General features: G+C 73.0%; 20 protein-coding genes. 6 read left to right on the top strand and 14 right to left on the bottom strand.

Annotated elements, in window-relative coordinates; all coding sequences use genetic code 11:
* Positions 1-36: 36 nt before the first annotated feature.
* The 10 genes from IO36_RS10620 to IO36_RS10665 all read right to left on the bottom strand — a co-directional run bounded on the left by IO36_RS10620 (position 37) and on the right by IO36_RS10665 (position 15,094).
* The gene (locus IO36_RS10620) at positions 37-1,326 is read right to left on the bottom strand and encodes a hypothetical protein (RefSeq protein ID WP_051900292.1); all 1,290 of its coding nucleotides are present in this window, start codon (positions 1,324-1,326) and stop codon (positions 37-39) included.
* A gap of 81 nt (positions 1,327-1,407) precedes the next feature.
* Positions 1,408-2,958, bottom strand: a complete 1,551-nt coding sequence (locus tag IO36_RS10625; RefSeq protein WP_037618779.1) for an alkaline phosphatase D family protein — start codon at positions 2,956-2,958, stop codon at positions 1,408-1,410.
* Positions 2,959-3,165: 207 nt separating this feature from the next.
* A complete protein-coding gene (locus IO36_RS10630; RefSeq protein WP_037618780.1) occupies positions 3,166-4,677 on the bottom strand; it encodes an integrin alpha in 1,512 nt (503 codons plus the stop codon).
* Between the two features lie 217 nt (positions 4,678-4,894).
* Positions 4,895-6,331 (bottom strand): GTPase ObgE, encoded by a 1,437-nt coding sequence (gene obgE / locus IO36_RS10635; RefSeq protein WP_037618782.1) that lies wholly within the window; start codon positions 6,329-6,331, stop codon positions 4,895-4,897.
* Between the two features lie 218 nt (positions 6,332-6,549).
* Positions 6,550-6,804 (bottom strand): 50S ribosomal protein L27, encoded by a 255-nt coding sequence (rpmA, locus tag IO36_RS10640; RefSeq protein ID WP_037618784.1) that lies wholly within the window; start codon positions 6,802-6,804, stop codon positions 6,550-6,552.
* Between the two features lie 16 nt (positions 6,805-6,820).
* Positions 6,821-7,141 (bottom strand): 50S ribosomal protein L21, encoded by a 321-nt coding sequence (gene rplU / locus IO36_RS10645; RefSeq protein ID WP_030601628.1) that lies wholly within the window; start codon positions 7,139-7,141, stop codon positions 6,821-6,823.
* 259 nt (positions 7,142-7,400) lie between these two features.
* On the bottom strand, positions 7,401-11,420 hold the full coding sequence (locus tag IO36_RS10650) for an Rne/Rng family ribonuclease (protein ID WP_037618789.1): 4,020 nt from the start codon (positions 11,418-11,420) through the stop codon (positions 7,401-7,403).
* Between the two features lie 262 nt (positions 11,421-11,682).
* The gene (locus IO36_RS10655) at positions 11,683-12,471 is read right to left on the bottom strand and encodes a TIGR03936 family radical SAM-associated protein (RefSeq protein ID WP_037618790.1); all 789 of its coding nucleotides are present in this window, start codon (positions 12,469-12,471) and stop codon (positions 11,683-11,685) included.
* A 48-nt stretch (positions 12,472-12,519) separates the two neighbouring features.
* Entirely contained in the window at positions 12,520-13,740 is a 1,221-nt protein-coding gene (locus IO36_RS10660) for a hypothetical protein (RefSeq protein WP_037618791.1), read from the bottom strand.
* 205 nt (positions 13,741-13,945) lie between these two features.
* A complete protein-coding gene (locus IO36_RS10665; RefSeq protein WP_037619369.1) occupies positions 13,946-15,094 on the bottom strand; it encodes a tetratricopeptide repeat protein in 1,149 nt (382 codons plus the stop codon).
* A gap of 263 nt (positions 15,095-15,357) precedes the next feature.
* On the opposite strand from IO36_RS10665, the gene IO36_RS43005 reads away from it, so the two are divergent.
* Entirely contained in the window at positions 15,358-17,379 is a 2,022-nt protein-coding gene (locus IO36_RS43005; protein WP_280923720.1) for a collagen-like domain-containing protein, read from the top strand.
* Between the two features lie 334 nt (positions 17,380-17,713).
* On the top strand, positions 17,714-18,475 hold the full coding sequence (locus IO36_RS48895; protein WP_037618792.1) for a collagen-like protein: 762 nt from the start codon (positions 17,714-17,716) through the stop codon (positions 18,473-18,475).
* Between the two features lie 416 nt (positions 18,476-18,891).
* Here the strand turns inward: IO36_RS48895 and IO36_RS44340 are convergent, their stop codons facing one another.
* Positions 18,892-19,029 (bottom strand): hypothetical protein, encoded by a 138-nt coding sequence (locus IO36_RS44340; RefSeq protein WP_245173204.1) that lies wholly within the window; start codon positions 19,027-19,029, stop codon positions 18,892-18,894.
* Between the two features lie 161 nt (positions 19,030-19,190).
* Positions 19,191-20,663 carry an APC family permease gene (locus IO36_RS10680; protein ID WP_245173205.1) on the bottom strand — a complete coding sequence of 491 codons (1,473 nt, stop codon included), beginning with the start codon at positions 20,661-20,663 and terminating at the stop codon, positions 19,191-19,193.
* A 270-nt stretch (positions 20,664-20,933) separates the two neighbouring features.
* On the opposite strand from IO36_RS10680, the gene IO36_RS47370 reads away from it, so the two are divergent.
* The 4 genes from IO36_RS47370 to IO36_RS10695 all read left to right on the top strand — a co-directional run bounded on the left by IO36_RS47370 (position 20,934) and on the right by IO36_RS10695 (position 23,214).
* The gene (locus IO36_RS47370) at positions 20,934-21,107 is read left to right on the top strand and encodes a hypothetical protein (RefSeq protein ID WP_167347390.1); all 174 of its coding nucleotides are present in this window, start codon (positions 20,934-20,936) and stop codon (positions 21,105-21,107) included.
* Positions 21,108-21,442: 335 nt separating this feature from the next.
* Positions 21,443-21,913, top strand: coding sequence for a VOC family protein (locus IO36_RS10685; protein ID WP_209441180.1), 471 nt, complete (start codon positions 21,443-21,445; stop codon positions 21,911-21,913).
* Between the two features lie 200 nt (positions 21,914-22,113).
* Positions 22,114-22,911, top strand: a complete 798-nt coding sequence (locus tag IO36_RS10690; protein WP_037619376.1) for a VOC family protein — start codon at positions 22,114-22,116, stop codon at positions 22,909-22,911.
* A 93-nt stretch (positions 22,912-23,004) separates the two neighbouring features.
* The gene (locus tag IO36_RS10695; protein WP_209441181.1) at positions 23,005-23,214 is read left to right on the top strand and encodes a hypothetical protein; all 210 of its coding nucleotides are present in this window, start codon (positions 23,005-23,007) and stop codon (positions 23,212-23,214) included.
* A 413-nt stretch (positions 23,215-23,627) separates the two neighbouring features.
* On the opposite strand, the gene IO36_RS10705 is transcribed toward IO36_RS10695, so the two are convergent.
* On the bottom strand, positions 23,628-24,368 hold the full coding sequence (locus IO36_RS10705; RefSeq protein WP_037618796.1) for a hypothetical protein: 741 nt from the start codon (positions 24,366-24,368) through the stop codon (positions 23,628-23,630).
* 125 nt (positions 24,369-24,493) lie between these two features.
* Positions 24,494-25,291, bottom strand: coding sequence for a maleylpyruvate isomerase N-terminal domain-containing protein (locus IO36_RS10710; RefSeq protein WP_037618798.1), 798 nt, complete (start codon positions 25,289-25,291; stop codon positions 24,494-24,496).
* Positions 25,292-25,325: the final 34 nt, after the last annotated feature.

Genomic DNA, 25,325 nt, shown 5'->3' on the forward strand with positions numbered 1-25,325 from the left:
CTGTGAGTAACTCCACACGTCCCGCGCGGCTGTTCCTCACGTTCTTCTCAGACGCCTCAGCACCCGGTGACCGAGCACACGCACGAGTTCCCCCGACGGCGTCTGGTGAACCGACCGGATTCCGGCCGCTCGCGCGGACTGGGCGGCCACCGCGGCGAGCGCTCCGTACAGCGCCTGGGCGGCGCTCTCGGGGTCGACGCCGGGAACGGCGGGGGCGGGGGCGGTGCCCGGGTCCGACACCGGCCCCGGACTCGGTGGCGCCGGCACTGGCGCCGGCGCCGGCGGCACCGGGCTCGGCGTCGGTGACGGCTTCGACGGTGGCGATGGCTTCGACGGCGGTGCCGGTGGGGCCGACAGCAGCGCCGGGTCGCCGAGGACCCGTACGCCCAGGGCCCCGATCCGCCCGGCCATCTCCGCGCCGATGTCCGCGGCGGCCTCCAGGGCCCACCGCGGGGTGCGGATCCGGTCCCCCACCGACGGCGGACGGCAGTTCTTCATCCGCGGGACCGCGCCGCCCCGCACCAGTTTCGAATAGATCTCGTCCGGCAGCCCGTTGCCTCGGAATTCCCGGTTGAGAAGCCGCAGCATTTCCGTCTCGGCCGGTGTCAGGGAACGGTTGGCGGTGTCCGGGGCCTCTTCCAGCAGCCCGCCGGGCAGTCCGAGCAATGCCTCGAAGACGCGCATCAGACCGCCGCGGTCGCGGTCGTCGACCACCACGACCGTGACGTTCCCGGCGCCGACGACCCGCGCCCAGCGCTCGACGAGCCGGTCATGGCGGTGCCGCCGCCAGAAGCTCGGGTTGGGCGCCTCGTACGGAGCCCTGCGCAGCATGTGGTCGAGCCAGTCCTCGTAGTCCATGCGCAGTCCGTTCTGGACGTACTGCTGCCACTGCGAGGGCATGATCTTCGCCAGCGGGCGCAGGGTGACCAGGACGTGCACCCGGTCACGGCCCAGGTCGCCGGCGATCCGGGCGGCGGTCGCGTCGTCGGGGGCGTCCGCGAAGAACTCGCTGCTGACCAGCGAGGTCCGCTCGCCGGTGGCGTGCACCGCGTCGACGAGCCGCTGCCAGTGCCGCTCGGCGGGCCGGACGTCGCCCATCATGCCGGGCCGGCCGCAGACCGCGAGGGCGGCCTCCATCGGATGTCTGCTGTGGGCGGGGAAGGCAACGCCGTGGGCGGCCATCGCGTCCTTCGCGGCGAACAGCGCGCCCTGGATCGAGGTGGTCCCGGTCTTGTGCGGACCGATGTGCAGCAGCCGGGTCCCGGCGGGCAGGGGCCCGGGCCTCGCGGGAGCTGTCGTGTCTGGGGTCGAACAGTCGGTCTCCATGGTGAGAGGACGGTAAGGACGGTTGCTGAGGGCAGGCTGAGAATGCCCTGGGACTCCGGTGAGTCCCAGGGCGGGGCCGTCTCAGACGAGCCGTACGCCCGGTTCTCCCGCCTCGACCCGCAGCCGGGCCAGGGCGGAGGAGGAGGCGTCGGGGCTCAGCACCGTCTCCGCGACGCGCACCTGGGCGTCGATGCCGTCCCGCCGGATGTCGAAGAGGTGGTAGCCGCGGTGGGCGTCGATGAACTTCCAGTGCGGGTTGTCCGGCATCCGCGCGTCCCACTCCTTGTGGAAGGCGCTCTGGTCCTGGTCGCCGCCGCTGGAGATCGAGGTCCCGACGAACTCGGCGCCCACGGTGTCGGAGTCCGGGTCGGCGAAGTCCGCCTTGAGGTCGCTGATCATCGTCAGGTGGCGGTCGCCGCTGAGCACCACAGGGTTGCGGATTCCGGCGAACTCCCCCATGAGGGCGTTGCGTTCGGCCTGGTAGCCGTCCCAGGCGTCGTAGTACCAGAGCTTGCCCTCGCCGACCTTGAGGTCGGTCTCGGCCATCATGATCTGGGAGGCGATCAGGTTCCAGCGGGTGGGCGAGTGGCGCAGCCCGTGGAGCAGCCAGTCCTTCTGCGCCGCGCCGAGCATGGTGAGCGAGGGGTCCTGCGCCCCGTCCTGGCCGGTCGCCTGGTCGCTGCGGAACTGGCGGGTGTCGAGGACGTTCAGCCGGGCCAGGCGGCCGAAGTCGAGCCGGCGGTACATCCGGATGTGCGGTCCGTCCGGGATCGCTGCGGCCCGGACCGGCATGTGCTCGTAGTACGCCTGGTAGGCGGCGGTCAGCCGGGCCGTGAAGGCGTCGTGCGACTGCTTGTCGGGGTCCTGGGGGATCTCCCCGGCGAAGTCGTTGTCGACCTCGTGGTCGTCGAAGGTGACCACCCAGGGGGCGTTCGCGTGCATCGCCGCGAGGTGGGGATCGCTGCGGTACTGGGCGTACCGGTTGCGGTACTGGACCAGGGTGTACGGCTCCCCGGTGCCCTCGTGCCGGCGCACGGCCGTCGCCGAGGGCGAGGACTCGTAGATGTAGTCGCCGACGAACAGGACGACGTCGGGGTCCTGGCCGAGCATGTCGGCGTACGGGGTGAAGTAGCCGTTCTGCCAGTTCTGGCAGGAGGCGAGCGCGACGCGCAGCGATCCGCCGGCCCGGGAGGGGGGCGGCGCGGTGCGGGTGCGGCCGGTCCGGGAGAGCTGCCCGTCCACGCGGAAGCGGTACCAGTACACGCGGTCGGGGCGCAGTCCGCGCACGTCGACGTGGACGCTGTGGCCGTACTCGGGGCGGGCCTGTGCGGTGCCGCGGCGCACCGGCTTGCCGAAGCGGGCGTCCTCGGCGATCTCCCACTCGACCGGCACGACGCGGTCGGGCATGCCGCCGCCGTTCAGCGGATCGGGGGCGAGCCTGGTCCAGAGCACGACCGCGTCGGGCAGCGGGTCACCGGAGGCCACACCGAGGCTGAACACGCCGTCGGGCAGCGGGGTTTCGGCCGCGCGTGCGGTACCGGGCAGCCAGAGCTGGGCGGAGGCGGCGGCGCCGAGCACGGCGGCCGAGGCGGTGAGAAAGTGGCGACGATCGCGTGAGACTGCTCCGGGCATCGGCGAACTCCCTTGCGTCGGTTGCCTCTTGGACACCGGGAAGCCCACACGGCACAGCGGCCCACCTCTTGAACACAGCGCATCGTAGGCATGACGAACGCACGAGCAACGAACGACCCGCCGCGCCAGGGGACTTCGATGCCGCTCCGGACACCCCCGGGCGCCCCGGGTGCCACGGAGACTGCCGAGGCACCCGGCGGGCCGGGGTCAGTCGTCGAGGGACCGGCCGAAGCCGGAGCCGGTCGCGGCCAGGCCCAGGCCGGCCCCGCCGAAGGAAGCCGACCCGCTCGCCGTGACGCCGCCGGACCCGGCGGAGAAGGTCCACACCGCGCCGTTGCCCGCGTTCTCGTCCGGGTCACCGACGATCAGGCCGTCCTTCTTGTCGCCGTCGCCGTCGACCAGGGCCGTCTCGGCGCCGAAGCGGTCCAGCCGCTCGGCCGTACCGGGCACGCCGGAGGTGCTCTGGGTGAACGACCTGGCGCCGGTGCCGGTCAGCCCCGAGGCGCCGCCCCTGAGCACGAGCACGCCGCCGGCGTCGGTGACGGTGCCGACGTCCTCGCCGGGCAGCCCAGTCGCCACGTCGAGGTAGCCGTCGCCGTCGGTGTCGCCGACGGACAGGCCGGTGCCCATGCCGTCGCCGTTCTCGTCGGTTCCGGGCACACCGGGGGTGTCCTGGCTGATCCACACGGGCTTACGGGTGGCCGAGGCACCTCCGGGGCCGCCGTAGACGACGCCCACCGCGCCGCCCTTGGCGGGCGATCCGGCGCCGTCCGACGCCGAGTGGCCGACGATCACCTCGCCGTACCCGTCCCGGTTCAGGTCACCGATCGCGATGTCCTCGCCCGCGACGGGCCGGCCCTGGGCGTCGCGCAGCAGTCCCTTGTCGGTGAAGCCGTCCTTGCCGCCGGCGAGCAGCGTCGTGGTGCGCGATCCCCGGTCCCCGGTGGTCACCGCGAGGTCGGCCACCCCGTCCCCGGTCACGTCACCGGCCGCCATCACCGGCTTGTACAGGGACGTCCGCGGGTCGACGGTGAAGTGCTCCTTGCCCGCGTTGCCGCCGCCGCGGTTGAACGGGCCGTGCCACACCGTCCCGTCCTCCTCCGGCTGGACGTCCGGGTCGTCGGAGAGCCACTGCTCGGCGCCCGCCGTCACCAGATCCGGGTGCCTGTCGCCGTCCACGTCACCGACGGTGAACTCTCCCCGCCACTCGTAGTACGGGCTCCATGCGATCCGGGTGGGAGTCGCCGACAGTCCTTTGGGGCCACCCCAGTTGACGACCACGGCGTAACCGCTGTCCACGTCCATCATCGACACCGCGACGGACGAGAGCAGATCCGCGTATCCGTCGCCGTCGAGGTCGGCACTCCGCAGGCCGGTGCCGTAGCCGGACTCGGGGGTGTCGCCGCCGCCGTGTCCGGGCGCGGTCAGCACCTGCTTGCGCGCGGTGGACAGTCCGCCGGAGGCTCCGTACAGGACGCTGACGGCCCCGGCGCCCTTCAGACCGCTCTCCTTGGTGCCCGGCGCCCCGATCGCCAGGTCGGCGTAGCCGTCGCCGTTGAAGTCGTCGTGCAGCCGCTTGGCGCTCGGCGTGGTGGAGCCGGTCGTCGGCACGGGCACGGCGTTGACGGCGGGCACGGCCAGCGCGCCCGCGGCCAGGGCGACACCGACACCGATGACGAAGGGTCTGCGGCGGGCGAGGAAGGAACGGCGTCGGGGCATGGGGTTCCTGACCTGGGGGGGACCTGGCGTCCGCTGCTGAAGCGGAACGCGCGACGGGCGCGGAGAGGAAGATCCTCTCCGCGCCCGTTACGACTGCCGGACCGGCCGATTGGTTGTCCTGCCCATGCCCCGGGTTTCCCCCGCGTTCACGCGGGGCGGCCTCCGGTCCGGTCGGGACCCGCAACGACCCCGGTGTGGCCTCGGAGCCCGTCGGGACCTAGAACGGCTCGAAGTCGTCGTACTCCTTCTCCGACTCGTCCCGCTCGGCCTGCCGGTCCCGGCGGCGCTGGGCGGCGGGACGCGGGGCCTCGAAGCGGTGGTCCTCGCCACGGCGGCCGAGCATCTCGGCGCCGGCCATGACGGTGGGCTCCCAGTCGAAGACGACCGCGTTCTCCTCGGGGCCGATGGCGACGCCGTCGCCCGCGCGGGCGCCCGCCTTCATCAGCTCGGCCTCGACACCGACGCGGTTGAGCCGGTCGGCGAGGTAGCCGACGGCCTCGTCGTTGTTGAAGTCGGTCTGGCGCACCCAGCGCTCCGGCTTCTCGCCGCGCACGCGGAAGAGGCCGTCCTCCTCCTGCGTCACGGTGAAGCCCGCGTCGTCGACCGCCTTCGGGCGGATGACGATCCGGGTCGCCTCTTCCTTGGGCTTCGCGGCCCGCGAGCGCGCCACCGTGTCGGCGAGCGCGAAGGAGAGCTCCTTCAGACCCATGTGGGCGACCGCGGACACCTCGAAGACGCGGTAGCCGCGGGCCTCCAGGTCGGGGCGCACCATGTCGGCGAGGTCCTTGCCGTCCGGCACGTCGATCTTGTTGAGGACGACCATGCGCGGACGGTTGTCGAGACCGCCGTACTGCTTGAGCTCCTCCTCGATGATGTCGAGGTCGGAGACCGGGTCGCGCTCGGATTCGAGGGTGGCGGTGTCCAGGACGTGGACGAGCACGCTGCACCGCTCGACGTGGCGCAGGAACTCCAGGCCGAGGCCCTTGCCCTGGCTGGCGCCGGGGATGAGACCGGGCACGTCCGCGATGGTGTAGACGGTCTCGCCCGCGGTGACCACGCCCAGGTTCGGGACGAGGGTCGTGAAGGGGTAGTCCGCGATCTTCGGCTTGGCGGCGGACAGGACCGAGATGAGCGAGGACTTGCCGGCGCTCGGGTAGCCCACGAGGGCCACGTCGGCGACGGTCTTCAGCTCCAGGACGATGTCCTGGAGGGTGCCGGGCACGCCGAGCAGGGCGAAGCCGGGCGCCTTGCGGCGGGCCGAGGCCAGCGCCGCGTTGCCGAGACCGCCGCGGCCGCCCTCGGCGGCGACGTACGTGGTGCCCTCGCCGACGAGGTCCGCGAGGACGTTGCCCGCCTTGTCGAGGACGACGGTGCCGTCCGGCACGGGCAGGACCAGGTCCTGGCCGTCCTTGCCGGAGCGGTTGCCGCCCTCGCCGGGCTTGCCGTTGGTGGCCTTGCGATGCGGCGAGTGGTGGTAGTCGAGCAGGGTGGTGACGGACTGGTCGACGACCAGGATCACGTCACCGCCGCGGCCGCCGTTGCCGCCGTCCGGGCCGCCGAGCGGCTTGAACTTCTCCCGGTGCACGGAGGCACAGCCGTGGCCCCCGCTACCCGCGGCGACGTGCAGCTCGACGCGGTCCACGAAGGTGGTCATGTGGGGTGCCTCCAGCACTTCGGTTACTTCGGTTACTTCGGTTCTTCGGCCCGCATCAGTACGTACCGAATGTCTCTTGCGTAACACGCGAAAGGCGGACCCGCTTCCCGTGGGGGAAGTGAGGTCCGCCTCGCGAAGAACTTCTGTTCTACGGAGCCTGGGCCCCGAGGCCTTCGATCCGGTCCGCGTGGAACCGGATCAGCCTCGACGGGACTCGATCAGGCGACCGGAACGATGTTCACGACCTTGCGGCCACGGTGCGTGCCGAACTCGACCGCACCGGCGGCCAGCGCGAACAGCGTGTCGTCCTTGCCACGGCCGACGCTGACGCCGGGGTGGAAGTGGGTGCCACGCTGGCGGACCAGGATCTCACCGGCGTTGACGGTCTGACCGCCGAAGCGCTTCACACCGAGCCGCTGAGCGTTGGAGTCGCGACCGTTCCGAGTGGACGATGCGCCCTTCTTGTGTGCCATGTCTCAGTCCCTACCCTTACTTCGCAGCCGCGGGGATCTCAGTGACCTTGATCGCCGTGTACTGCTGGCGGTGGCCCTGACGACGGCGGTAGCCGGTCTTGTTCTTGTAGCGAAGGATGTCGATCTTGACGCCCTTGTGGTGATCCACGACCTCGGCCTGGACCTTGATGCCGGCAAGGACCCAGGGGTCGCTCGTCACGGCTTCGCCGTCGACAACGAGCAGGGTCGAGAGCTCGACCGTGTCGCCAACCTTGGCGGTGGAAATCTTGTCAACCTCAACGATGTCGCCGACAGCAACCTTGTGCTGGCGACCACCGCTGCGCACGATGGCGTACACGCGGATCTCTCTTTCGCTCGGAACGGAACCCCGCAGTCCAGCCGACCGGGAACGAACACGGAAGGCCTCTCCCGGTCACCGGGGTGTCCGAGAGGAAGAGGTTTACGGGGATGCGGCGCGTCAGGGGACACGCCGACGGTCAAGGTTACGGGGCCACGGCCGAAAGGGTCAAACCAGGCCGGGCCCCGCGGGTGTGCCACCGGTCACGCGACGTCCCCGGCCCCGCGGGAAGCGCGGGGCCGGGGACGTCGCGGGAGCCTCAGCCCTCGTCGGTGGAGGCCGTGACGGACGAGAGCGTCTGCTCCGCCGCCGCGGTCTTCTTCGCCGTGGACTTCGTGGCCGTCTTCTTCGCGGTCGCCTTCTTGGCCGTGGCCTTCTTGGCGACCGTCTTCTTGGCGGCGACGGTCTTCTTGGTGGCGGCCTTCTTCGCCGTCACCTTCTTGGCCGTCTTGCGGGCCGCCTTCTTGGCGGCCGGTGCCTCGGCGTCGGCCTCGGCGGCCTCCGGCTCGGCACCCTCGGACCCGGACTCGGCGACCGGCTCCGCGGCGGCCGACGGGACGACCACGACGGCCGCCTCCGCGGACGCGGTGGGCGCGGTGGCCTTGCGGACGGCACGACGGCGCGGGCGGGCCGGCGCGGCGCTCTCGGCGGGGGCCTCGGCCACCGGCTCGGGCGTCGTCACCGTCTCGTCGGCGCTCTCGGCCGGCGTCTCGGCCACGGGCGCCGCGACCGGCTCCGTGACCGTCACGACGGCCTCCTCGGCCGACTTCGGCGAACCGGCCGGCGCCGACACCTTGCGGGTCGCACGACGGCGCGTACGGGGCTGGGGCGCGGCCTCGGGCTCCGCCACGGCGGCCGCGGGGGCCTCCTCGACGGTCTCGGCCACGGGCTCGGTGACCGGCTGCTCGGCCACCGGCGCCTCGACGACCGGGTCCTCGGCCGCGAACGGCTCCGCCTCGGCCTCCTCGCGGGACCGGGCGGCGGCCCGCTCGGCACGCTCCTCGCGCCGGGTCCGGGGAGCGCGCTCCTCGGTCCGCGGCGCGCCCGCCGGAGCGGACGCGCGCCGGGAGGCACGGCGCCGCGAACGGCCACGGGTGACCGCGGCCTCCGCCTCGGCGGCGCTGCCGTACAGCTCCTCGTCCGGCTGGAACTCGGTCTCGGCCGGCGCGACGGGCGCGGCGACCTCGGCGGCCACCTCGGCCTCGGTCTCCGCCTCCGGCTCCTCGGCCGACTCCTGCGTGAGCTCGTGGTCGTGGTCGTGGACCTGCTCGGCGCCGCCACGGCCGCGCTTCTTGCGCTTGCCGCCACCGCCGATGGACGTCGGCTGCTCCATGTGCACGATGACACCGCGGCCGTTGCAGTGGACGCAGGTCTCGGAGAAGGACTCCAGCAGGCCCTGGCCGACCCGCTTGCGGGTCATCTGCACGAGGCCCAGCGAGGTCACCTCGGCCACCTGGTGCTTCGTACGGTCGCGGCCCAGGCACTCCAGCAGGCGCCGCAGCACCAGGTCGCGGTTGGACTCCAGGACCATGTCGATGAAGTCGATGACGACGATGCCGCCGAGGTCACGCAGCCGCAGCTGGCGCACGATCTCCTCGGCCGCCTCCAGGTTGTTCCTGGTGACGGTCTCCTCGAGGTTGCCGCCCTGGCCGGTGAACTTTCCGGTGTTGACGTCGACCACGATCATGGCCTCGGTCTTGTCGATCACCAGCGAGCCGCCGCTGGGCAGCCAGACCTTGCGGTCCAGCGCCTTCATCAGCTGCTCGTCGATCCGGTAGGTGGCGAAGACGTCGACCTCGGAGGTCCACTTCGACAGCCGGTCGGTCAGGTCGGGCGCCACGTGCGAGACGTAGCCGTGGATGGTCTCCCACGCCTCGTCGCCGCTGACGATGACCTTGGAGAAGTCCTCGTTGAAGATGTCGCGGACGACCCGGACGGTCATGTCCGGCTCGCCGTAGAGCAGGGTCGGGGCGTTGCCGCTCTTCGCCTTCTTCTGGATGTCCTCCCACTGCGCCTGCAGACGCTCGACGTCACGGCGCAGCTCGTCCTCGCTCGCGCCCTCGGCGGCGGTGCGCACGATGACGCCCGCGTCCTCGGGGACGATCTTCTTGAGGATGGTCTTCAGACGCGCGCGCTCGGTGTCGGGCAGCTTGCGGCTGATGCCGGTCATCGAGCCCTCGGGCACGTACACCAGGTACCGGCCCGGGAGGGAGACCTGGCTGGTCAGACGGGCGCCCTTGTGGCCGATCGGGTCCTTGGTGACCTGCACCAGGACGGACTGGCCGGACTTCAGGGCGGACTCGATGCGGCGCGGCCCATTGGCCATGCCGAGCGCCTCGAAGTTGACCTCACCGGCGTAGAGCACCGCGTTGCGGCCCTTGCCGATGTCGATGAACGCGGCCTCCATCGACGGCAGCACGTTCTGGACCTTGCCCAGGTAGACGTTGCCGACGTACGAGGTCGCCTGCTCCTTGTTGACGTAGTGCTCGACGAGCACGTTGTCCTCGAGGACGCCGATCTGGGTGCGCTCGCCGCTCTGGCGGACGACCATCACGCGCTCGACGGCCTCGCGGCGGGCCAGGAACTCGGCCTCGGTGATGATCGGAACACGGCGGCGGCCCTGCTCACGGCCCTCACGGCGGCGCTGCTTCTTGGCCTCCAGACGGGTCGAGCCCTTGATGGACTGCACCTCGTCCGAGGGCTGCTCCTCACGCCGGCCGCGCGGTTCGCGGACCTTGACGACGGTGCGCTCGGGGTCGTTCTCGCCGGGCTGCTCGGCCTCGCCGCCGGAGTCACCGGCGCGACGGCGGCGGCGACGACGGCGACGGCTGCTGCTGGAGCCGCCCGACTCCTCGCGATCCTCCGCGTCCTCGGCGTCCTCCTCGACCTGCTCGGCGGTGTCCTCGGCGTCCTGGGCGGCCTGCTCGGCGGCGTACTCGTCCTCGGCGGACTCGCCGTCCGACTCGGCGGACTCGCCCCGACGGCGACGGCGGCCACCGCGACGGCGACGGCGACGGGAGCCCGCGGACTCCTCCTCGCCCTCGTCACCCTCGACGGCGTCCTCCGCGTCCTCGGCGGACTCCAGGTCCTCGGCGGAGTCGGCGGCCTCGGTGTCCTCGACGGACTCCTGCGGCTCCTCCGTCACGGCCACGGGCTCGTCCTCGAAGCCCCGGCGACGGCGGCGCCTGCCGCGGGGGGCGGCCGGCTCCTGAACGGTCTCGGCCGGCTCCTGGACCGCTTCGGCGGCCTCCGCCGCCTCAGCGGCGGCCGCGGCGGCGGCGCGCTCGGGCGTCTGGAACATCGGCTCGGTGAACACCGGCGCCTGGAACACGGCGACGGCGGGACGGCCCGGGCGCCGCGTGGACTCCTCGGTGTCCTTCTGCGCGGGCGCCGAGAAACCGACGGCGGCCTTGCGGGTGGCACGGCGGCGGGCACGGCGGGGACCGCCCTCCTCGCCCTGTGCCTCGGCCTGCGCGGCTTCCGGCTGCGCGGACTCGGCGGCGACGGCCGTCGGCCGTGCGGGCTCCTCGGCCTTGGTCTCGGCGCTCACGGGCGCCTCCGCCGGCTCGGCGGAGGTGTCGCCCTCGGGCGCGCCGGCGGGCGCGGTGGCCCTGCGGGTGGCGCGACGGCGGGTCGTCCGGCGCGGGGCGGCGGACTCCTCGGCGACGGGCTCGGCGGCGGGCGCGGTCTCCTCGGCCGGGGCCGGGGCCTCCTCGGCGGGCGCGGCCACCGGCTCGGCGGCGGCCGTCACGGCCTCGGCGGGGGCACCGGCGGGCGCGGAGGCACGACGGGTGGCGCGACGGCGCGTACGGCCGGCGGGCGCGGTCTCCTCGACCGGAGCGGGGGCCTCCTCGGCGGGCGCGGCCACCGGTTCGGCGACGGCGGCGGGCGCGGGGGCCTCGACGGTCTCCGCGGGAGCACCGGCGGGGGCGGAGGCACGACGGGTGGCGCGACGACGCGTACGGCGCGGCGCGGCGTCGTCGGTGGCCTCCTCGGCCGGAGCCTCGGCGACCGCGGCCGTCTCGGCGGCCTCCTCGGTCTCGTCCGTCTCCTCGGCCTCGGCGGAGGTCAGGGCCCCGGCGGGGGCCTCCTGCGCCGCGAGGTCGGCGGACGCGACGGCCGGTATGGCCGGCGCGGTGGTCTCGGCCGCGGCCTCGGAGGCGGCGGTCGGCGGACCGGCGGGGCGCGACGCCGCACGGCGGCGGCGCCGCGGCGGCAGGGTGTCGCTGGGAGTGTTGTTGTTCTCGGAACCCTCGGTGGGTTCGGTCGGCTCGAGCATGCGGGTGGATCTCCCGTCAGGCTCCCGGGCGCCGCGCCTGGCCCGGCAGTGCCGGTGACGTCCGCGGCTCGCGCGATGCGCGGTGCCGCCGTCCGGGGCGCGGGCGCCGCACGGGAGCTCTCTGTGTCCTGGTCTCGCCGGTTCCGTACGCCATGTGTGCGTACGGCCTGGCGAAAGTCTTAAGGTCGGTGCGCCGCCCGACCCAGGTGGCTCCCGGATACGAGGGCTGCGCTACGACATCCGTCCCTACGCGGGACCTTCCTTACGCCGACGCCTTCGCGGCGGCGGTCTCGGCGGCCCCTGTGCGATCGGCTGGGGCGCCTGCGACTGCCTCGCGGTCGGGCGCGAGCGGGTCGGTCACCGTGCCGGTCTCTTCATCGAACAGCCCCTGCGCCAGCCTGGTCACCGCAGCGGCGACCGGCGGCGCCAGGTCGGCCACGGCGCGAAGACCGGACAGGACGTCGTCGGGTCGAACGGCAGGCGTCACGTGCCGAACAACCAGCCGCAGTATCGCACAGGGCTGGTCGGTCGGCCTATCAGCCTGTGGACTGTGCGTCTCGGGGGTCGTCCCGAGGCTCGCCACGGCGCTGCGGGCGTCGAACGTCCGCATGCCGTTCTTCGTCCTGCGGCTGACCTCCACGGTCTCGGCCGCGTTGAACGCCTCCACCGCGCGCTCCGCGTCCGCGGGCTCCACGCCGTCGAGGCGCATCTCCCACACGGAGGCGGTGAGCCGGTCGGCGAGACCCGAGACGCGGGCCTCGACCGCCTCGGTGATGTCGAGGCCCTGGGGCATCGACTCGTCGAGGAGCTCGCGCAGCTTCTCGGGGTCGCGCCGTTCGGTGAGCGCGATCTCCAGATACTCCGCCTCGCTGCCCGTGCCGGTGGGTGCGGCATTGGCGTACGACACCTTCGGATGCGGAGTGAACCCTGCCGAGTACGCCATGGGTACGGCGGCACGGCGCAGGGCACGCTCGAAGGCGCGCTGGAAGTCACGGTGGCTGGTGAACCGGAGGCGGCCGCGCTTGGTGTAGCGCAGTCGGATGCGCTGCACCGCGGGTGCGGGCGGCGGGCCTTCGGGCTGTCGCTTGCCCAGTGTCGCTCAGTCCTTCATGAGTGCGGTCGTACTGCTACCTAGAGTACGTGTCTCACCGGCCGCTGGTTCCCTCCGGGCGACCGGCCGTGGTTCCGCGGGGGTTCCGAAGAGCATCCTCCGGAAGTCGGCGCGGGCCTGCCGGGCGGTGTCCCGGGCGGCCTCCAGCGCCTGCCGTACCGTCCGCCGTACCGCGCGCGCCGCCTCGGCCGCGGGCTTCAGCACCAGGTCGCGCACGGCGTGCCCGACGGGCGTCAGCACGGTCCGGTACACCCAGCGCGCCGGCTCCACGAAAGTCCACCGGAAAAGACGCGCGAGGAAGCGTCCTACGGCCAGCGAGACGTACCCGGCGATCCGCCACGCGTGCCCCAGGGCCTCGCCGATCTCCCGGGCGACGACGGCCAGGGCCCGCCCGACGGGCACGAGGACCCACCGCCACACCGCGAGGGCGGGAAGCACCAGCAGCACGCGGGCCGTCCGGTACAGGGCGACTCCTATGCCGGTGAAGACCGTCCCCACGATCCGCGCGAACCATCCGGCGACGAAGGCGACCGCCCTGCCGACGGGGGTGAGGACCCACGTGTACAGCCACACGGCGGGAACCACGAGCAGGTACCGGACCAGCCAGGCCACGGCGGTGTACACCCCGAACGCGACGGCCGCCAGGATCATGCCGACGCCCTTGAACACCCGGGCGACGGCGCGCCCGACCGGCGTGAGCAGCCGCGCGTACACCCAGCCGCACACGGCCCCGACCACGCCGCCGAACCACTCGATCGCGGCCAGGACCCCCGTGAGCGCCAGGACGAGCAGCGCGGCGGTCTTTCGGACCGTCCAGCTGAGGGCGTGGCCGAGCGGGGTCAGGACCGCGCGGTACAGCCAGACCGCGGGCACGACGAGCAGCACCTGTCCGAGCCGGACCAGCGCCGTGCCGACCGGCCGGAGGACGTACCGCCACAGCGCCACCCAGGGCCAGACGAACAGCGCCCGGGCCACCCATCCCAGGACCAGCCCGAGCGCCCGCCCGACCGGCCGGAGCAGCGTGTCCCGGAGGAACCTCCCGGCGACGACGAGCGCGTCCCACACCATCCGCACCGGCACGACGAGCACGAGCACCACGATCCGCACGGGGAGGCGGATGGCGACGGCGAGACATCCCTCGGCCGCCGGGGCGGGCCGCTCGGCCTCCCTCGATGCGGGCCGCTCTGCGGACGGTTTTTCCAGATCCATACCCGCGTAGACGCACCGGCGGCCCCGATGGATGCGTCCGTGCGCGTGCGGGGTGTCACCGGGTGCTCGGGCGGGAGGTGAGGCGGGTCCCCTCGTGCGGCGAGGGTGTCCGCGAGTCCCTTCGTGCGGCGAGTGTCGTGGGTCCCCTCGTGCGGCGGCGGGTGTTGTGGGTCTCCGTACGGCGGAGGCGCGTCCGGCGGGCCGGCTACGTCTCGCCGGTGCCGGCGGGGTGCCGTGCCGTCGTCGCCGGCCCGGCGGGGACGGGGGACGGCTGGGGGACGGTGGCCAGGCGCCGGACGGAGAACTCGCGGTTGATCCCGGTCTGGCGCCGGACCGCGTCGGGCAGGTCGGGCAGGGCCAGCAGCCGGTCGCAGGCCCGGACCGAGCCCGCGTGGTCGCCCACCCAGTACGCGGTGATCGAGTACTCGAACAGCAGACCCCAGCGGTACACCCAGCTCCGGGTGAACAGCAGGTCGTCGGGTTCGGGCCGGTCGAGGGCGGCGCCCAGCAGGGCGTGCGCGGTGTGGTGACGGCCCAGGACCCTGAGCCGCGAGGCCAGTTCGTAGCAGGCTTCGAGCCGTTGCGGACGCGCCTCCCAGGCCCGGGTGAACGCGTCCATCGCCCCCGGCCAGTCCTCGGTGCGCTCGGCCTTGAGAAGACCGGCCTCCAGGAGCGAGACGTAGACCTCCTCCGGCCAGCCGCCCATCGCCGCGCGCCGCTCGTACAGCGCGATCGCCTCCTCGGGGTGTCCGAGGTCGCGTTCGGTGTTGGCGAGGTAGAAGACCGTGCGGGGGTTGGCGGGGTCGCGTTCCAGTTCGCCCCGAAGCAGCCGGGCGTCGCGCTCGAACTTGTCGGCGCGGCAGCCTCCGTCGGCGTGGTCCTCGATCACCAGCGCGTCCAGGTTCTCCTGGAGGTCGGGCTCGTCGGTGCAGGGGTACTCGTGGGTGACGCCCTCGTAGCGCCAGTCCCGGTCCCCGCGCATCAGGTGCTTGAAGCGGTGCTGGGTGCCGGGGGTGTCGTAGCGCAGCATGTACGAGGTCGCCGTCAGCGGGGGCAGCGGGGCGTCCTGGCGCAGGACGTGGTCGGCGTCGAGCGTGAGCAGGAAGTCGGCCTTTCCGCGGGCACGGCGGATGTTCCGGGTGCGGTTGTGGCCGAAGTCGACCCAGGGCTCCTCGTGGAGTTCGCCGGGGATGCCGGCGAGTGCCGCGCGGATCAGGTCCTGGGTGCCGTCCGTCGAGCCGGTGTCGGAGACGACCCAGGTGTCGATCAGATGGCGGACCGAGCCGAGGCAGCGTTCGATGACCCGCGACTCGTTCTTGACGATCATGCAGAGGCAGATGGTCGGCGGCTTCACGGCGGCCAATGTGGCACACGGCGGTCCCCCGGGGGCACCGCGTGCGGGGCCTTCGCCGAAACAGCGCCCGATTGGCCGCAGGCGGATCCAACTTCGCTTCGGCGGCGGGCATTTGCCCGTCCGGAGGATCATCCCGATTACTCTGATGAGATGACATATAGGGCGCGTTTCGGTGGAGCGTGACGATCTTCAGGTCACCGCCGGGTGAAGCTCGCGATCGGTTTCGGGGAGTTCCCCGCTGATCGATGGAGGAGAACCCGCAGATGAATCCTGAGTCCAGGAAGGCGCCCCCGCTGGGGCCGCTGGCCCGCCACCGCTTCCGGAAGGCCGGCCTCGTCGCCTCGCTGGCGCTGCTGGTGGCGTCCGGGGTGGTCGACCCCGCGCTGGCGGTCGCCCGGAGCATGACCGGCCACGCGACGGCCGCCTCGCGCGGCGGCGACGCCTGCAAGCCCGGCTCCCACCACGACGACTACGCGCACCAGGCCCATCCGGGCGGCCACCGGGGCGGCAAGGACGACTGCAAGGGCCCGACCGGCCCGACGGGCCCCACCGGCCCACAAGGCACCAAGGGCGACACCGGGGCGACGGGGGCGACCGGCCCGATGGGCCACACCGGGGCGACGGGGGCGACCGGCGCGACCGGACCGATGGGGCATACGGGCACGGCCGGGGTCACCGGGGCGCAGGGGGATCCAGGGGCTACGGGAACTACTGGGGCCACCGGCGCCACGGGGGCGCAGGGAGATCCGGGTGGCACGGGGGCGACGGGGGCGACCGGGCTTCAAGGTGACCCTGGGGCAACGGGAGCCACGGGCGCGACCGGCCCGGACGGGATCCAGGGCCGGACCGGGGCCACGGGCTCGACGGGCGCCACGGGCTCGACCGGACTCCAGGGAGACCCCGGAGCCGTAGGGGCCACCGGGGCTACCGGAGCGACCGGATCGGTGGGAGCTCAGGGCGACGTGGGTGCCACGGGAGCCACCGGGGCGACGGGAGCGGCCGGCACTCAGGGCGGGACCGGCGCCACCGGAGCGACGGGCGCGGTCGGGAGCCAAGGCGACCCCGGGGTGACCGGAGCCACGGGCGCGACCGGCCCGGACGGGATCCAGGGCCGGACCGGGGCCACGGGCTCGACGGGCGCCACGGGCGCCACGGGCTCGACCGGACTCCAGGGAGACCCCGGAGCCGTAGGGGCCACCGGGGCTACGGGAGCGACCGGGGCCGTGGGAGCTCAGGGGGACGTCGGCGCCACCGGAGCCACGGGAGCGGCCGGGGCCCAGGGCCAGACCGGGGCCACGGGAGCGACTGGGGCCCAGGGCGACCCAGGGATCACCGGAGCCACAGGAGCCGCCGGGGCCCAGGGCGACCCGGGAACCACCGGCGCGACAGGCGCCACGGGAGCCACGGGTGCGACCGGGCTCCAGGGCGACCCCGGAGCGGTCGGAGCCACCGGAGCCACGGGGGCCGTCGGCGCCCAGGGGATCCCCGGTGCGACAGGCCCTGCGGGCGCCCAGGGTGACCCCGGAACGGTTGGAGCCACGGGGGCCACCGGCGCCACGGGAGCGGCCGGGGCCCAGGGCGACCCCGGAGCCGTCGGCGCCACCGGCGCTACGGGGGCCACCGGAGCGACCGGACTCCAGGGCGGCACCGGACCGACGGGAGCCGTGGGAACCCAGGGCGTCCCCGGAGCGACCGGAGCGGCCGGCGCCCAAGGGACGACCGGCGCCACCGGCGCGGTCGGGACCCAGGGTGTCCCGGGGGCCACCGGAGCCACCGGCCCCGCGGGAACCCAGGGCACCACCGGGGCGACGGGCGCCACCGGAAGCCAGGGCACCGCCGGCGTCACCGGTGCCACCGGCCCCACCGGCGCCACGGGGCCCTCGGGCCTGCCCGGGATCAACGGACTCACCGGCGCCACCGGAACGGCGGCCCCCTGCACCGACATCGACTCCGCGCAGGAGTCCAACGACTACGAGCTCCGTGCCGTACTGATCAACGGCAAGGCGTACGCGGGCATCCGCGACCAGCGGAACAACGAGACGCAGACCTTCCAGTGGACCGACCTCAGCACGCACGCCGGCTACCCGCTGGTCGCCTGCGGCATCTCCGTCAACGGTCACGGCCAGAACGGCAGTTCCACCATCAAGTTCGACGTCGTGTCCGCCGCGGGCCAGATCTGGGAGACCACCTGCGTGGCCCGTACCTCCACGCACCCGGCCACGCTGGTCTGCACGGACGCCAACAACGCCGCCATCCCGTGGACCCCGGTGACATCCCAGCCGTGAGGCGCCACCGCCGACGGGGGTTCACCACCACGGGCCCCTGACCCGCCGGTCCCCGCGGGTACGGATCTGAACTCTGAACCCCCGCCCGTACGAGGGGTGCCCGACCGGACGCCGACCGTTCCCCGGGCACCCCTCCCCCACCCCGCGGGTCCCCGCGGCTTGCCGGAACCGCGGAACCGCTCGGCCCGCACGAACCGCATGACCGGTATTGGACTGACCTGATGATATGTAGGGCGTGTTGGGGCGAAATACGCCCGTGCGACCGGCGTCAACCGGTCAAGCTCGCGATCGGCTTCAGGAACTGCCCGCCGATCGATCCAAGGAGCGCCCCCGAATGAATCCTGAGTCCCGGACCGCCCGCCCGCCGGGCCCGTCGGCCCGCGGCCGGCTCAAGAGGGCGGGCGTGGTCGCCTCGCTGGCCCTGGCCATGGCGTCGGGGGTGGTCGGACCCGCGACCCCGGCGGACCTGGGCGGCGCGTCCGGTCGCGCCCAGGCCGCCCCGGACTCCCCGAACGGCCCGGGCGGCCCGGACCGGTGCCGACCGCGCCGGCTCGACGACCGGGTCACGGCGGGTGAGCCCTCCGACGGCGTGAGGGGGTGCAGAGGGCCGCGGGGCCCGAGGGGCGAGACCGGCCCCGCCGGACCCCAGGGCCCGACCGGTCCGAGCGGCCCCCGGGGAGAGACGGGCCCGACGGGCCCCTGCGTGGGGATCGACGCCGCCCAGGAGTCCGAGGACTTCGAGATCCGGCTCGCGCTGACCGGCGGACGCACGTACGCGGGCATCCGCGACCAGTGGACCGGCGAGAAGCAGACGTTCCTGTGGACCGACCTCAGCGCCCGTCCCGACTATCCCGCCGGCGGTGCGGCCGGCCTACCCTGCGACGTCGCCGTCAACGCGCACAACCGGTCCACCACAGTGCGGCGCATCAAGTTCGACGTCATCACCACCACCGGTCAGGTGTGGGAGGCCGCCTGCGTCGCCTTCACCACGACGCACCCCGCGACCTTGAACTGCGCCGACCGTACGGGCCGTCCCAAGCCCTGGATCCTGGTCGCCCGGCAGCCCACGCCCGGCACCGTCAACGGCGGCGTATGACGACCACGCCCCCCGTCGCGCACAGGGGTGTCCGAGGGCAGGCGACAGACCCTGCCCCGGACGCCCCTCCCGCGTCACGGCGTCCGTCGGGCGACATGACGAAGCCGTCCACGCGGGAGGTCCCGGAGCGGACGGCTCGGTCGAGATGTTCAGAGATCCGGATCGGCGGCGGCGACGAAGCATCCTCGGCCGCTGGACGACACCGGCGGAGCCGGCGGCGGGATTCGAACCCGCGTCGCTCTCTTTGCAGGAGAAGTAGCCGCAGCCTGCGCACCTGAACGGTGCCAACGGTAGCCCGTAACTCACGCCCGGGTCACGCGAATTCGTCCAGGGCCGACGACGGGACGCCCGCCGCCGGGTCCGGCCCGGGTCGGGTCGGGTCGGGTCCGGTCGGGCCGGGGTCCGGCGCCGGAGATCTAGGCCTTGGTGCCGCCCGCGTAGTCACCGTTGAACGTGGTCTCGATCGTCGTGGCGACGGACTGGGCCACGCCCGTGCCCGTCAGGACGAGACCCAGCTCCCGGTTGTTGCTCAGCGAGTTGCTGCTGATGTTCATGGAGCCCGCCTCCCGATGCCCGTCCGCTCTCCCACCGCGACTCCCCCGTCCCTTGCCCCTCCGCCGCACGCCGAAGGAGCCCCCTCCCGACGGGGAGGGGACTCCGGAAGACGGCTACGGGAACGGAGGACGGCTACGGGAACGACGGAGGGCGTCGCCGGCTACCCCCGGTCCGTGTCCGGGATCACCGGCATCCCGGGTTCGTGCTCCAGCGCCTCACGGTTGAACAGCAGCAGACCGGCGAAGAACAGCCCGCCCGCGACGATCAGGCCCACCACGATCAGCGAGGGAACCAGTGCCTCCGACGGCGAGACCAGCATGACCAGGGACGCCACCGTCCACACCAGCGCGCAGATCGCGACCGGCAGCTCGAACCGCCCGAGGTCGAACGCCCCCTTGTTCCGGTCCAGTCCGCGGCGCACCGAGAGATACAGGACGACTGTCGCGCCGTAGACGAGCGCGGGAATGATCGTGCTCGCCGTGATCAGCTGGATCAGCGCGTCGCCCGGCAGCGCGACCATCAGCACGACGCCCACGGCGAAGATCAGGATCGTCGCGGGGATCGGCGTGTGCGTGCGCGGGTTGACCCGGCGCATCAGCTGATGGGCGGGGAACCGCCCGTCGCGCGCCATCGCGAAGACGATCCGCGAGCACGAGGCCATCACCACGGTCCCCGCGCCGAAGAACGCGATCACGATCGCCGCCAGGAGCACCTTCTCCATCTCCGGCCCCAGTTGCTCCCGCATGATCGCCGCAACCGGCGACTCGCTCGCCGTGACCCCCGGAATGTCCTCGATGGCGACCGTGAGGCAGATCAGGAAGGCCATCCCGAGCACACCGGCGGCCACGACGGACCCCACGATCGCCCGCGGGACGCTGCGGAAGGGGTCCTTGGCCTCCTCGGCCAGGTTCGCCGCGGAGTCGAAGCCGACCAGAGTGGCGAGGCCCATGATCATCGCGACCATCAGTCCGCCGCCGACGTCGAAGTAGTGCTCCGTGTGCTCGGTGACGCCCCGCGAGGTGAGATTGCCGATGTCGCCGCGGCCGGTGGCCACGACCACGATGGCGAGGGCCAGCGCCACCAGCACGATCAACGCCAGCTCGAGCCCCACCGCGGTCGAGTTGATCAGGCTGACGAGCCGCGTCGAGGCGACGACGAGCACCACCTGGACCAGCAGGATCGCAAGGGTGATCAGACGGGCGGTCCCCTCGTCCGGCTCCATGCCGAACAGCGGCATGAACGCCTGGCTCGCGAGCGCGTTGGCGATCGCCGCCACCCCGATGGCCAGGTAGCAGAAGGTCAGCCAGCCGAATCCCCAGCCGATCTTCGGGTTGGCCAGCCGCGAGGCCCACTGGTACGACGAGCCGCTGAGCGCGATGCGCCCGGCCAGCTGCGCCACGACCAGCGCCACCAGCACCTGCCCCACGGCCGCGACGACCCACAGCCAGATGCCGACGGGGCCCGCGTTCTGGAGGACGTCGTCGTAGGTCGAGAAGATGCCGACCGCGACCGAGATGAACGCGAACGAGATCGCGAACACCTGGAAGGAGCCGAGCGTCCGTTTCAGCTCGGGCCGATATCCGCCGAGAGCGGCGGAGTCCTCCGTCTGTTCGGCGCCCGGCGCAGCATCCACCACTTCGGCACCCGCCTTCCGTCATGACCGGCCACACGGCCGGCGCCCACGCACCGGCACCGTGCACAGCCGCCGGCTGCCGTCCGTGCCTTTCTCGCACATCCGGGACATACGCACGGCCCGCACGCACCCGGAAGATCGCCACCGTCACCCGCACGGCGCCGACCCGGCCGCCGTCGGCGCGTGCCCCGTTTTCCGCCCCGTGACGGGGGATCCCGGTCCGCTGGGGCTCACGGGGGTACGGACGGCCGGCCCCGCGGAGGTACGAACATGAGCGCCGGACAACGGGCCAAGGCCAAAGCCGAGCAGGTCGTCGGAAAAACCGTGCGGAAGGCGGCCCACGCGATGCACAAGGAGACCCTGGCGGCGAAGGGCGCCGCTCTGGAGACGCGCGGCAGGCTGCGCGGGGCGAAGGAACGGGCCAAGGACACGTTCAAACGCTGAGGTCCCGGGGTCGCGGCCTCGGGCCGGCGCCGGCCAGAGGCGGGCGGGCGCGGTGGTGCCGGTGGCGGGCGCGGAGGAACCGGTCGCCGACGCGGAGGGGCCGCCCTTGGCACGGGCACCCGCCCGAGTACCGGCACCGGGTGGCCACGGGCACCGGCATCGGCACCCGCACCCGCACCCGCACCCGCAATGCGACCTGGTTCCGATCCGCCGATGAGTTTCGCCGACCGGCCCGGTCTACCAAGACGTACGCCATCAAGCCAGGACGTACGCCGTCGCGCATCGAGCGATCGAGCCATCGATCGAGCCACCGAGCCAGCAACTGGAGAAGCACCATGACGCACCCCGCACACCCCGGCCGCATGCTGTTCGTGAACCTCCCGGTAGTGGACCTGGAGCTCAGCAAGGCCTTCTTCTCGAAGCTCGGGTTCGGCTTCAACCCGCACTTCACCGACGACAGCGCCGCCTGCATGCCGGTCGGCGAGCACGCCTTCGTCATGCTGCTCACCCGCGAGCGGTTCGCGGACTTCGCGAAGCTGCCGATCGCCGATCCCCGGACGCACACGCTCGGGCTGTTCTGCTTCAGCGTGTCGTCCCGCGACGAGGTCGACGCGGTCAGCGCCGCCGCGCTCGCCGCGGGCGGCACCGAGGTGGACGAGGCCGAGGACCACGGCTTCATGTACTCGCGCAGCTTCTACGACCTCGACGGTCACGGCTGGCAGGTCATGTGGATGGACCCGGCGGCGGTGGAGCAGGGCCCCGAGGCCTACGCGGCCGCCAACCAGGACGCCGACACCCCCGCCTGACCCACCGCACCTGCCTGCCTCTCCCACCAACGCCCCCGTCCGATCCCACCCATCGAATCCCGTCCCCCGATCCCGTCCCCCTGCATCAGCCCGCCGATCCGGGCCCGGTTCACCCGTGCAGCCCGATTCCGCGCGCACGGCCCGGGCAAGGGATCGCCCGTCCTTCCCCCAGCGGCACTCCGGAGGTACCCGTGCCCGAGATGAACACCCCCTACAAGCCCGGCACCCCTTGCTGGATCGATCTGATGGTCCCCGACCAGCAGGCGGCGCTCGATTTCTACCGCGATCTCTTCGGCTGGCAGGGCGAGGTGGGCCCGCCGGAGACGGGCGGCTACGCCGTCTGCACGCTCAAGGGCAAGCCGGTCGCCGGGATCATGAAGGCGATGAACCCGGACGGAACGGTGCCGGACCCGATGCCCCCGACGGTCTGGACGACGTACCTGGCGACGGACGACATCGACGGCACCGTCAAGTCCGTCACCGACGCCCACGGCACGATCATGATGGGCCCGATGGACGTCATGGACCTCGGGCGGATGTCCGTGATCGTCGACCCGACGGGCGCCGTCGTCGGCCTGTGGCAGGCCGGCACGTTCGACGGCGCGGGCATCGTCAACGAACACGGCGCGCTGATCTGGAACGAGCTCAGCACGCCCGACGTGCCGGCGGCGTCCGCGTTCTACTCCGCCGTCCTGCCCGTCACCACGACCCCGTCCGAGATGCCCGGCGCGGAGGGGTACATCGAGTTCCAGGTCGCCGGACGGACGGTGGGCGGAATGATGGACAACGCCACCCTGCCCCCGGGCACACCGCCGCACTGGCAGCCGTACTTCAGCGTGGACGACGTGGACGACATCCAGGCGGCCGCGGTCCGCGCCGGCGGTACGGTCCTGGCCCCGGCGTTCGACATGGCGGCGGGCCGCATGGCGGTCCTGGCCGACCCCCAGGGCGGCCCGTTCTCCGTCATCGCGGCGTCCACACCGGCACAGCCGGCCTGACGAGCCCGACCCCGCCCGGCACCACACGCGAGCTCCCTTCCCTTCCGGGCAAGGGGGCTCGCCCCATGATCGACCGTTCAAAGGAGTCGTGTGGTGTTCTGGGCGATCGGCTACGGGCGGTACCTGCTCAGCGCGATCTTCGGAGTCCTGTTCACGGCCCTGGCCGATCAGGGCGGCCGCTACGGGCGCCGCGCGTTCGACACCTCGCTCTTGGCGCTGACCGGCGCCGGGGCGACCGCGCCGGCCTTCGGCATCGCGGCGGACGCCTGGGGAGGGAAGGGATCACCAGGCCGACAGACCTGACCGGGCTCGGCCACGAGCCCCCTGTCCGCCGTCCGCCCTAGCCCGGAAGCTCCGTAGCAGGCTGCCGCAGGTCGTACGGAGCCTCGCGACGCCAGACCCGTCGCCACTCCCGGGCGAGCAGCGCGCCGGCCACGAGAAACAGGACCGCTCCCGGCCACGCCACGTGCGGCACCTCCACGAACGCGGAAACCGGGGCGGCAACCCAACCGCACGACACCACGGCAAGCACTCCGACACGCCCCGCCCGTCCGGGAAACCCGGCCACATCCGCCATGCCGTCGCCCTCCACACCGTGCTCCTGGAACTGGGAGCGCCAGTGTATGTACGGGCGGCGGCGCCGCTGCGAGCCCCCTGACGGGCCGTGAAAGGGGGGCTCCGCCCACGCAAAGCCGCCGGGCGGCCGGGACGACGGCTCAGCAGTGACAGAGCAGGTCGAGGACGACGGCCTCGTCGTCGAGGGTGTCGAGATAGTGGTTGGCCTGTTCCCAGTGGCCGTCCGTTTCGGCGTCCAGCCACGTGCCGTCCAGGGTGACCAGGGCGAAGCCGGGCACGGCGCTCTGGACCGCCCACAGCCGGGATTCGTCGTGTTCCTGCGCGAAGTAGGCGAGTGGGTCGTTGACCAGGAAGGACATGCCGAAGTGCGGATCTCCGGCGACGGCCCGCTGGGCCACGTCCTGCACCAGCGGCTGGGCCAGGTGCTCCCTCTTGGCGTCCGCCTGGGAGTACGCCTCGGGATCGGCCTCGTGGCGCGCGAGGAACTCGGCGAGCGGGCGGGCCGGCGGATGTATCCCGGTCAGCTCGGTCCAGGCGGCGAGCAGGGCGTCATGCTCGCGCGCCGCTCGTTCCCGCATACCGGCGAAGTCGAGCAGCCCCCGGGGCCCGCCGTAGCATTCCAGCGGCCCGAGCCGATCCAGCTTGGCCTTCCTGCGCGGCACGGTCGAGGCGGTGACGAGCCTGCGGTCACCGTCGTGCTGGGGCAGGACGAGGTAGCCGTTGCCCGGGCTGGAGTGGAAGGCCCACCAGTCCCATTCGCCGACCGGATTCCAGTCGTCGGTGAGGTTCATGTCGTAGGGCGCCAGGGCGGCGGCCACCGCCTGCGGAATCTTCCGGGGCGCGGTCGGCGGCAGGCACACGGTGGCGTGGAACTTGGTCATGCCGGGGAGCGTACGGCCTGGGACTTTACTTACCCATTGAGTTTCTTCACGTCGGATCGCAGTCCCGGCGGACCGGCCACCACGGCGAGCCGCTCCGCCGGTCCCCCGATGAGTTCCGGAGAGGGCTACTCCTCCGGCTCCCACTCGCGGAGCAGGTCGAACAGGCCCGCGTCTCCCTCGAGTTGCAGGGAGTCCGCCGGGATGCGGTCGTACACGAAGAGAACCAGCTCACTGGCGGTGCCGCGGACGGAGACACCGACCGCGTCCGGGCCCTCGCCGGCAGCGGCGACAGGTGTCGTGCCGGGCACGGGGATACGGGTGCTGCGGGCGCCGTCGCCGTCGACCGTGAGGCGCCAGGAGTGGCCCTCGGTGGCGTGGAACTCGAAGGCGGTGGGCTTGTGGGGCCAGGGGCTCGGCGTCGCGACGCAGGTGAACAGGAACTCCTCGACGCCGTCGAGTGCCACCTCGGTCGGCAGCGGCTCGGGGTCACCCACGGTGATCTGGGCGTCGTAGGTGTGCACCGCCATCTGCTGGAGTTGGTGCCGGGCGACGGAGCCACAGTTCTCCGGCGACTGGGACGCACCCCACCACGTCCAGCAACCGCGATCCGGTCCGGCCTCCTCCAGTGCGTCCACCAACTCCTGCGTCGACGCGGCCAGCCAGGCCTCCAGGGCCTCACGCTCCCGGGGCACCGCCGGGGCGCCCTCCGCCGCGGACTTGGCCGGAGCGGGCCCTGCGGCGACGGTGGCGGCCCAGTCGCGGCGCCCGTCGCCGATGTGCTGCGCCAGATCGAACAGCGTCCACTCCGGACAGGTGGGCACCTGCGCGTCGAGGCTGGGTGCGGAGGCGACCGCGGCGCGGAAGGCGCCCGCCCGCTCGTCGATCAGTCGCAACAGAACGGGAAACGTAAGTGTCGTCGTCACAGGGACTCTCTATCACCATGTCCCGACAACCAGA

Source organism: Streptomyces aureus (genome assembly GCF_000725495.1).
GTDB classification, from domain to species: Bacteria; Actinomycetota; Actinomycetes; order Streptomycetales; family Streptomycetaceae; genus Streptomyces; species Streptomyces aureus_B.

What these genes read in the sequence shown, in the direction of transcription:
- IO36_RS10620 (WP_051900292.1), bottom strand. Translation starts at nt 1,326, where the DNA reads ATGGAGACCGACTGTTCGACCCCAGACACGACAGCTCCCGCGAGGCCC.
- IO36_RS10625 (WP_037618779.1), bottom strand. Translation starts at nt 2,958, where the DNA reads ATGCCCGGAGCAGTCTCACGCGATCGTCGCCACTTTCTCACCGCCTCG.
- IO36_RS10630 (WP_037618780.1), bottom strand. Translation starts at nt 4,677, where the DNA reads ATGCCCCGACGCCGTTCCTTCCTCGCCCGCCGCAGACCCTTCGTCATC.
- obgE (WP_037618782.1), bottom strand. Translation starts at nt 6,331, where the DNA reads ATGACCACCTTCGTGGACCGCGTCGAGCTGCACGTCGCCGCGGGTAGC.
- rpmA (WP_037618784.1), bottom strand. Translation starts at nt 6,804, where the DNA reads ATGGCACACAAGAAGGGCGCATCGTCCACTCGGAACGGTCGCGACTCC.
- IO36_RS10650 (WP_037618789.1), bottom strand. Translation starts at nt 11,420, where the DNA reads ATGCTCGAGCCGACCGAACCCACCGAGGGTTCCGAGAACAACAACACT.
- IO36_RS10660 (WP_037618791.1), bottom strand. Translation starts at nt 13,740, where the DNA reads ATGGATCTGGAAAAACCGTCCGCAGAGCGGCCCGCATCGAGGGAGGCC.
- IO36_RS43005 (WP_280923720.1), top strand. Translation starts at nt 15,358, where the DNA reads ATGAATCCTGAGTCCAGGAAGGCGCCCCCGCTGGGGCCGCTGGCCCGC.
- IO36_RS48895 (WP_037618792.1), top strand. Translation starts at nt 17,714, where the DNA reads ATGAATCCTGAGTCCCGGACCGCCCGCCCGCCGGGCCCGTCGGCCCGC.
- IO36_RS44340 (WP_245173204.1), bottom strand. Translation starts at nt 19,029, where the DNA reads ATGAACATCAGCAGCAACTCGCTGAGCAACAACCGGGAGCTGGGTCTC.
- IO36_RS47370 (WP_167347390.1), top strand. Translation starts at nt 20,934, where the DNA reads ATGAGCGCCGGACAACGGGCCAAGGCCAAAGCCGAGCAGGTCGTCGGA.
- IO36_RS10685 (WP_209441180.1), top strand. Translation starts at nt 21,443, where the DNA reads ATGACGCACCCCGCACACCCCGGCCGCATGCTGTTCGTGAACCTCCCG.
- IO36_RS10690 (WP_037619376.1), top strand. Translation starts at nt 22,114, where the DNA reads ATGAACACCCCCTACAAGCCCGGCACCCCTTGCTGGATCGATCTGATG.
- IO36_RS10705 (WP_037618796.1), bottom strand. Translation starts at nt 24,368, where the DNA reads ATGACCAAGTTCCACGCCACCGTGTGCCTGCCGCCGACCGCGCCCCGG.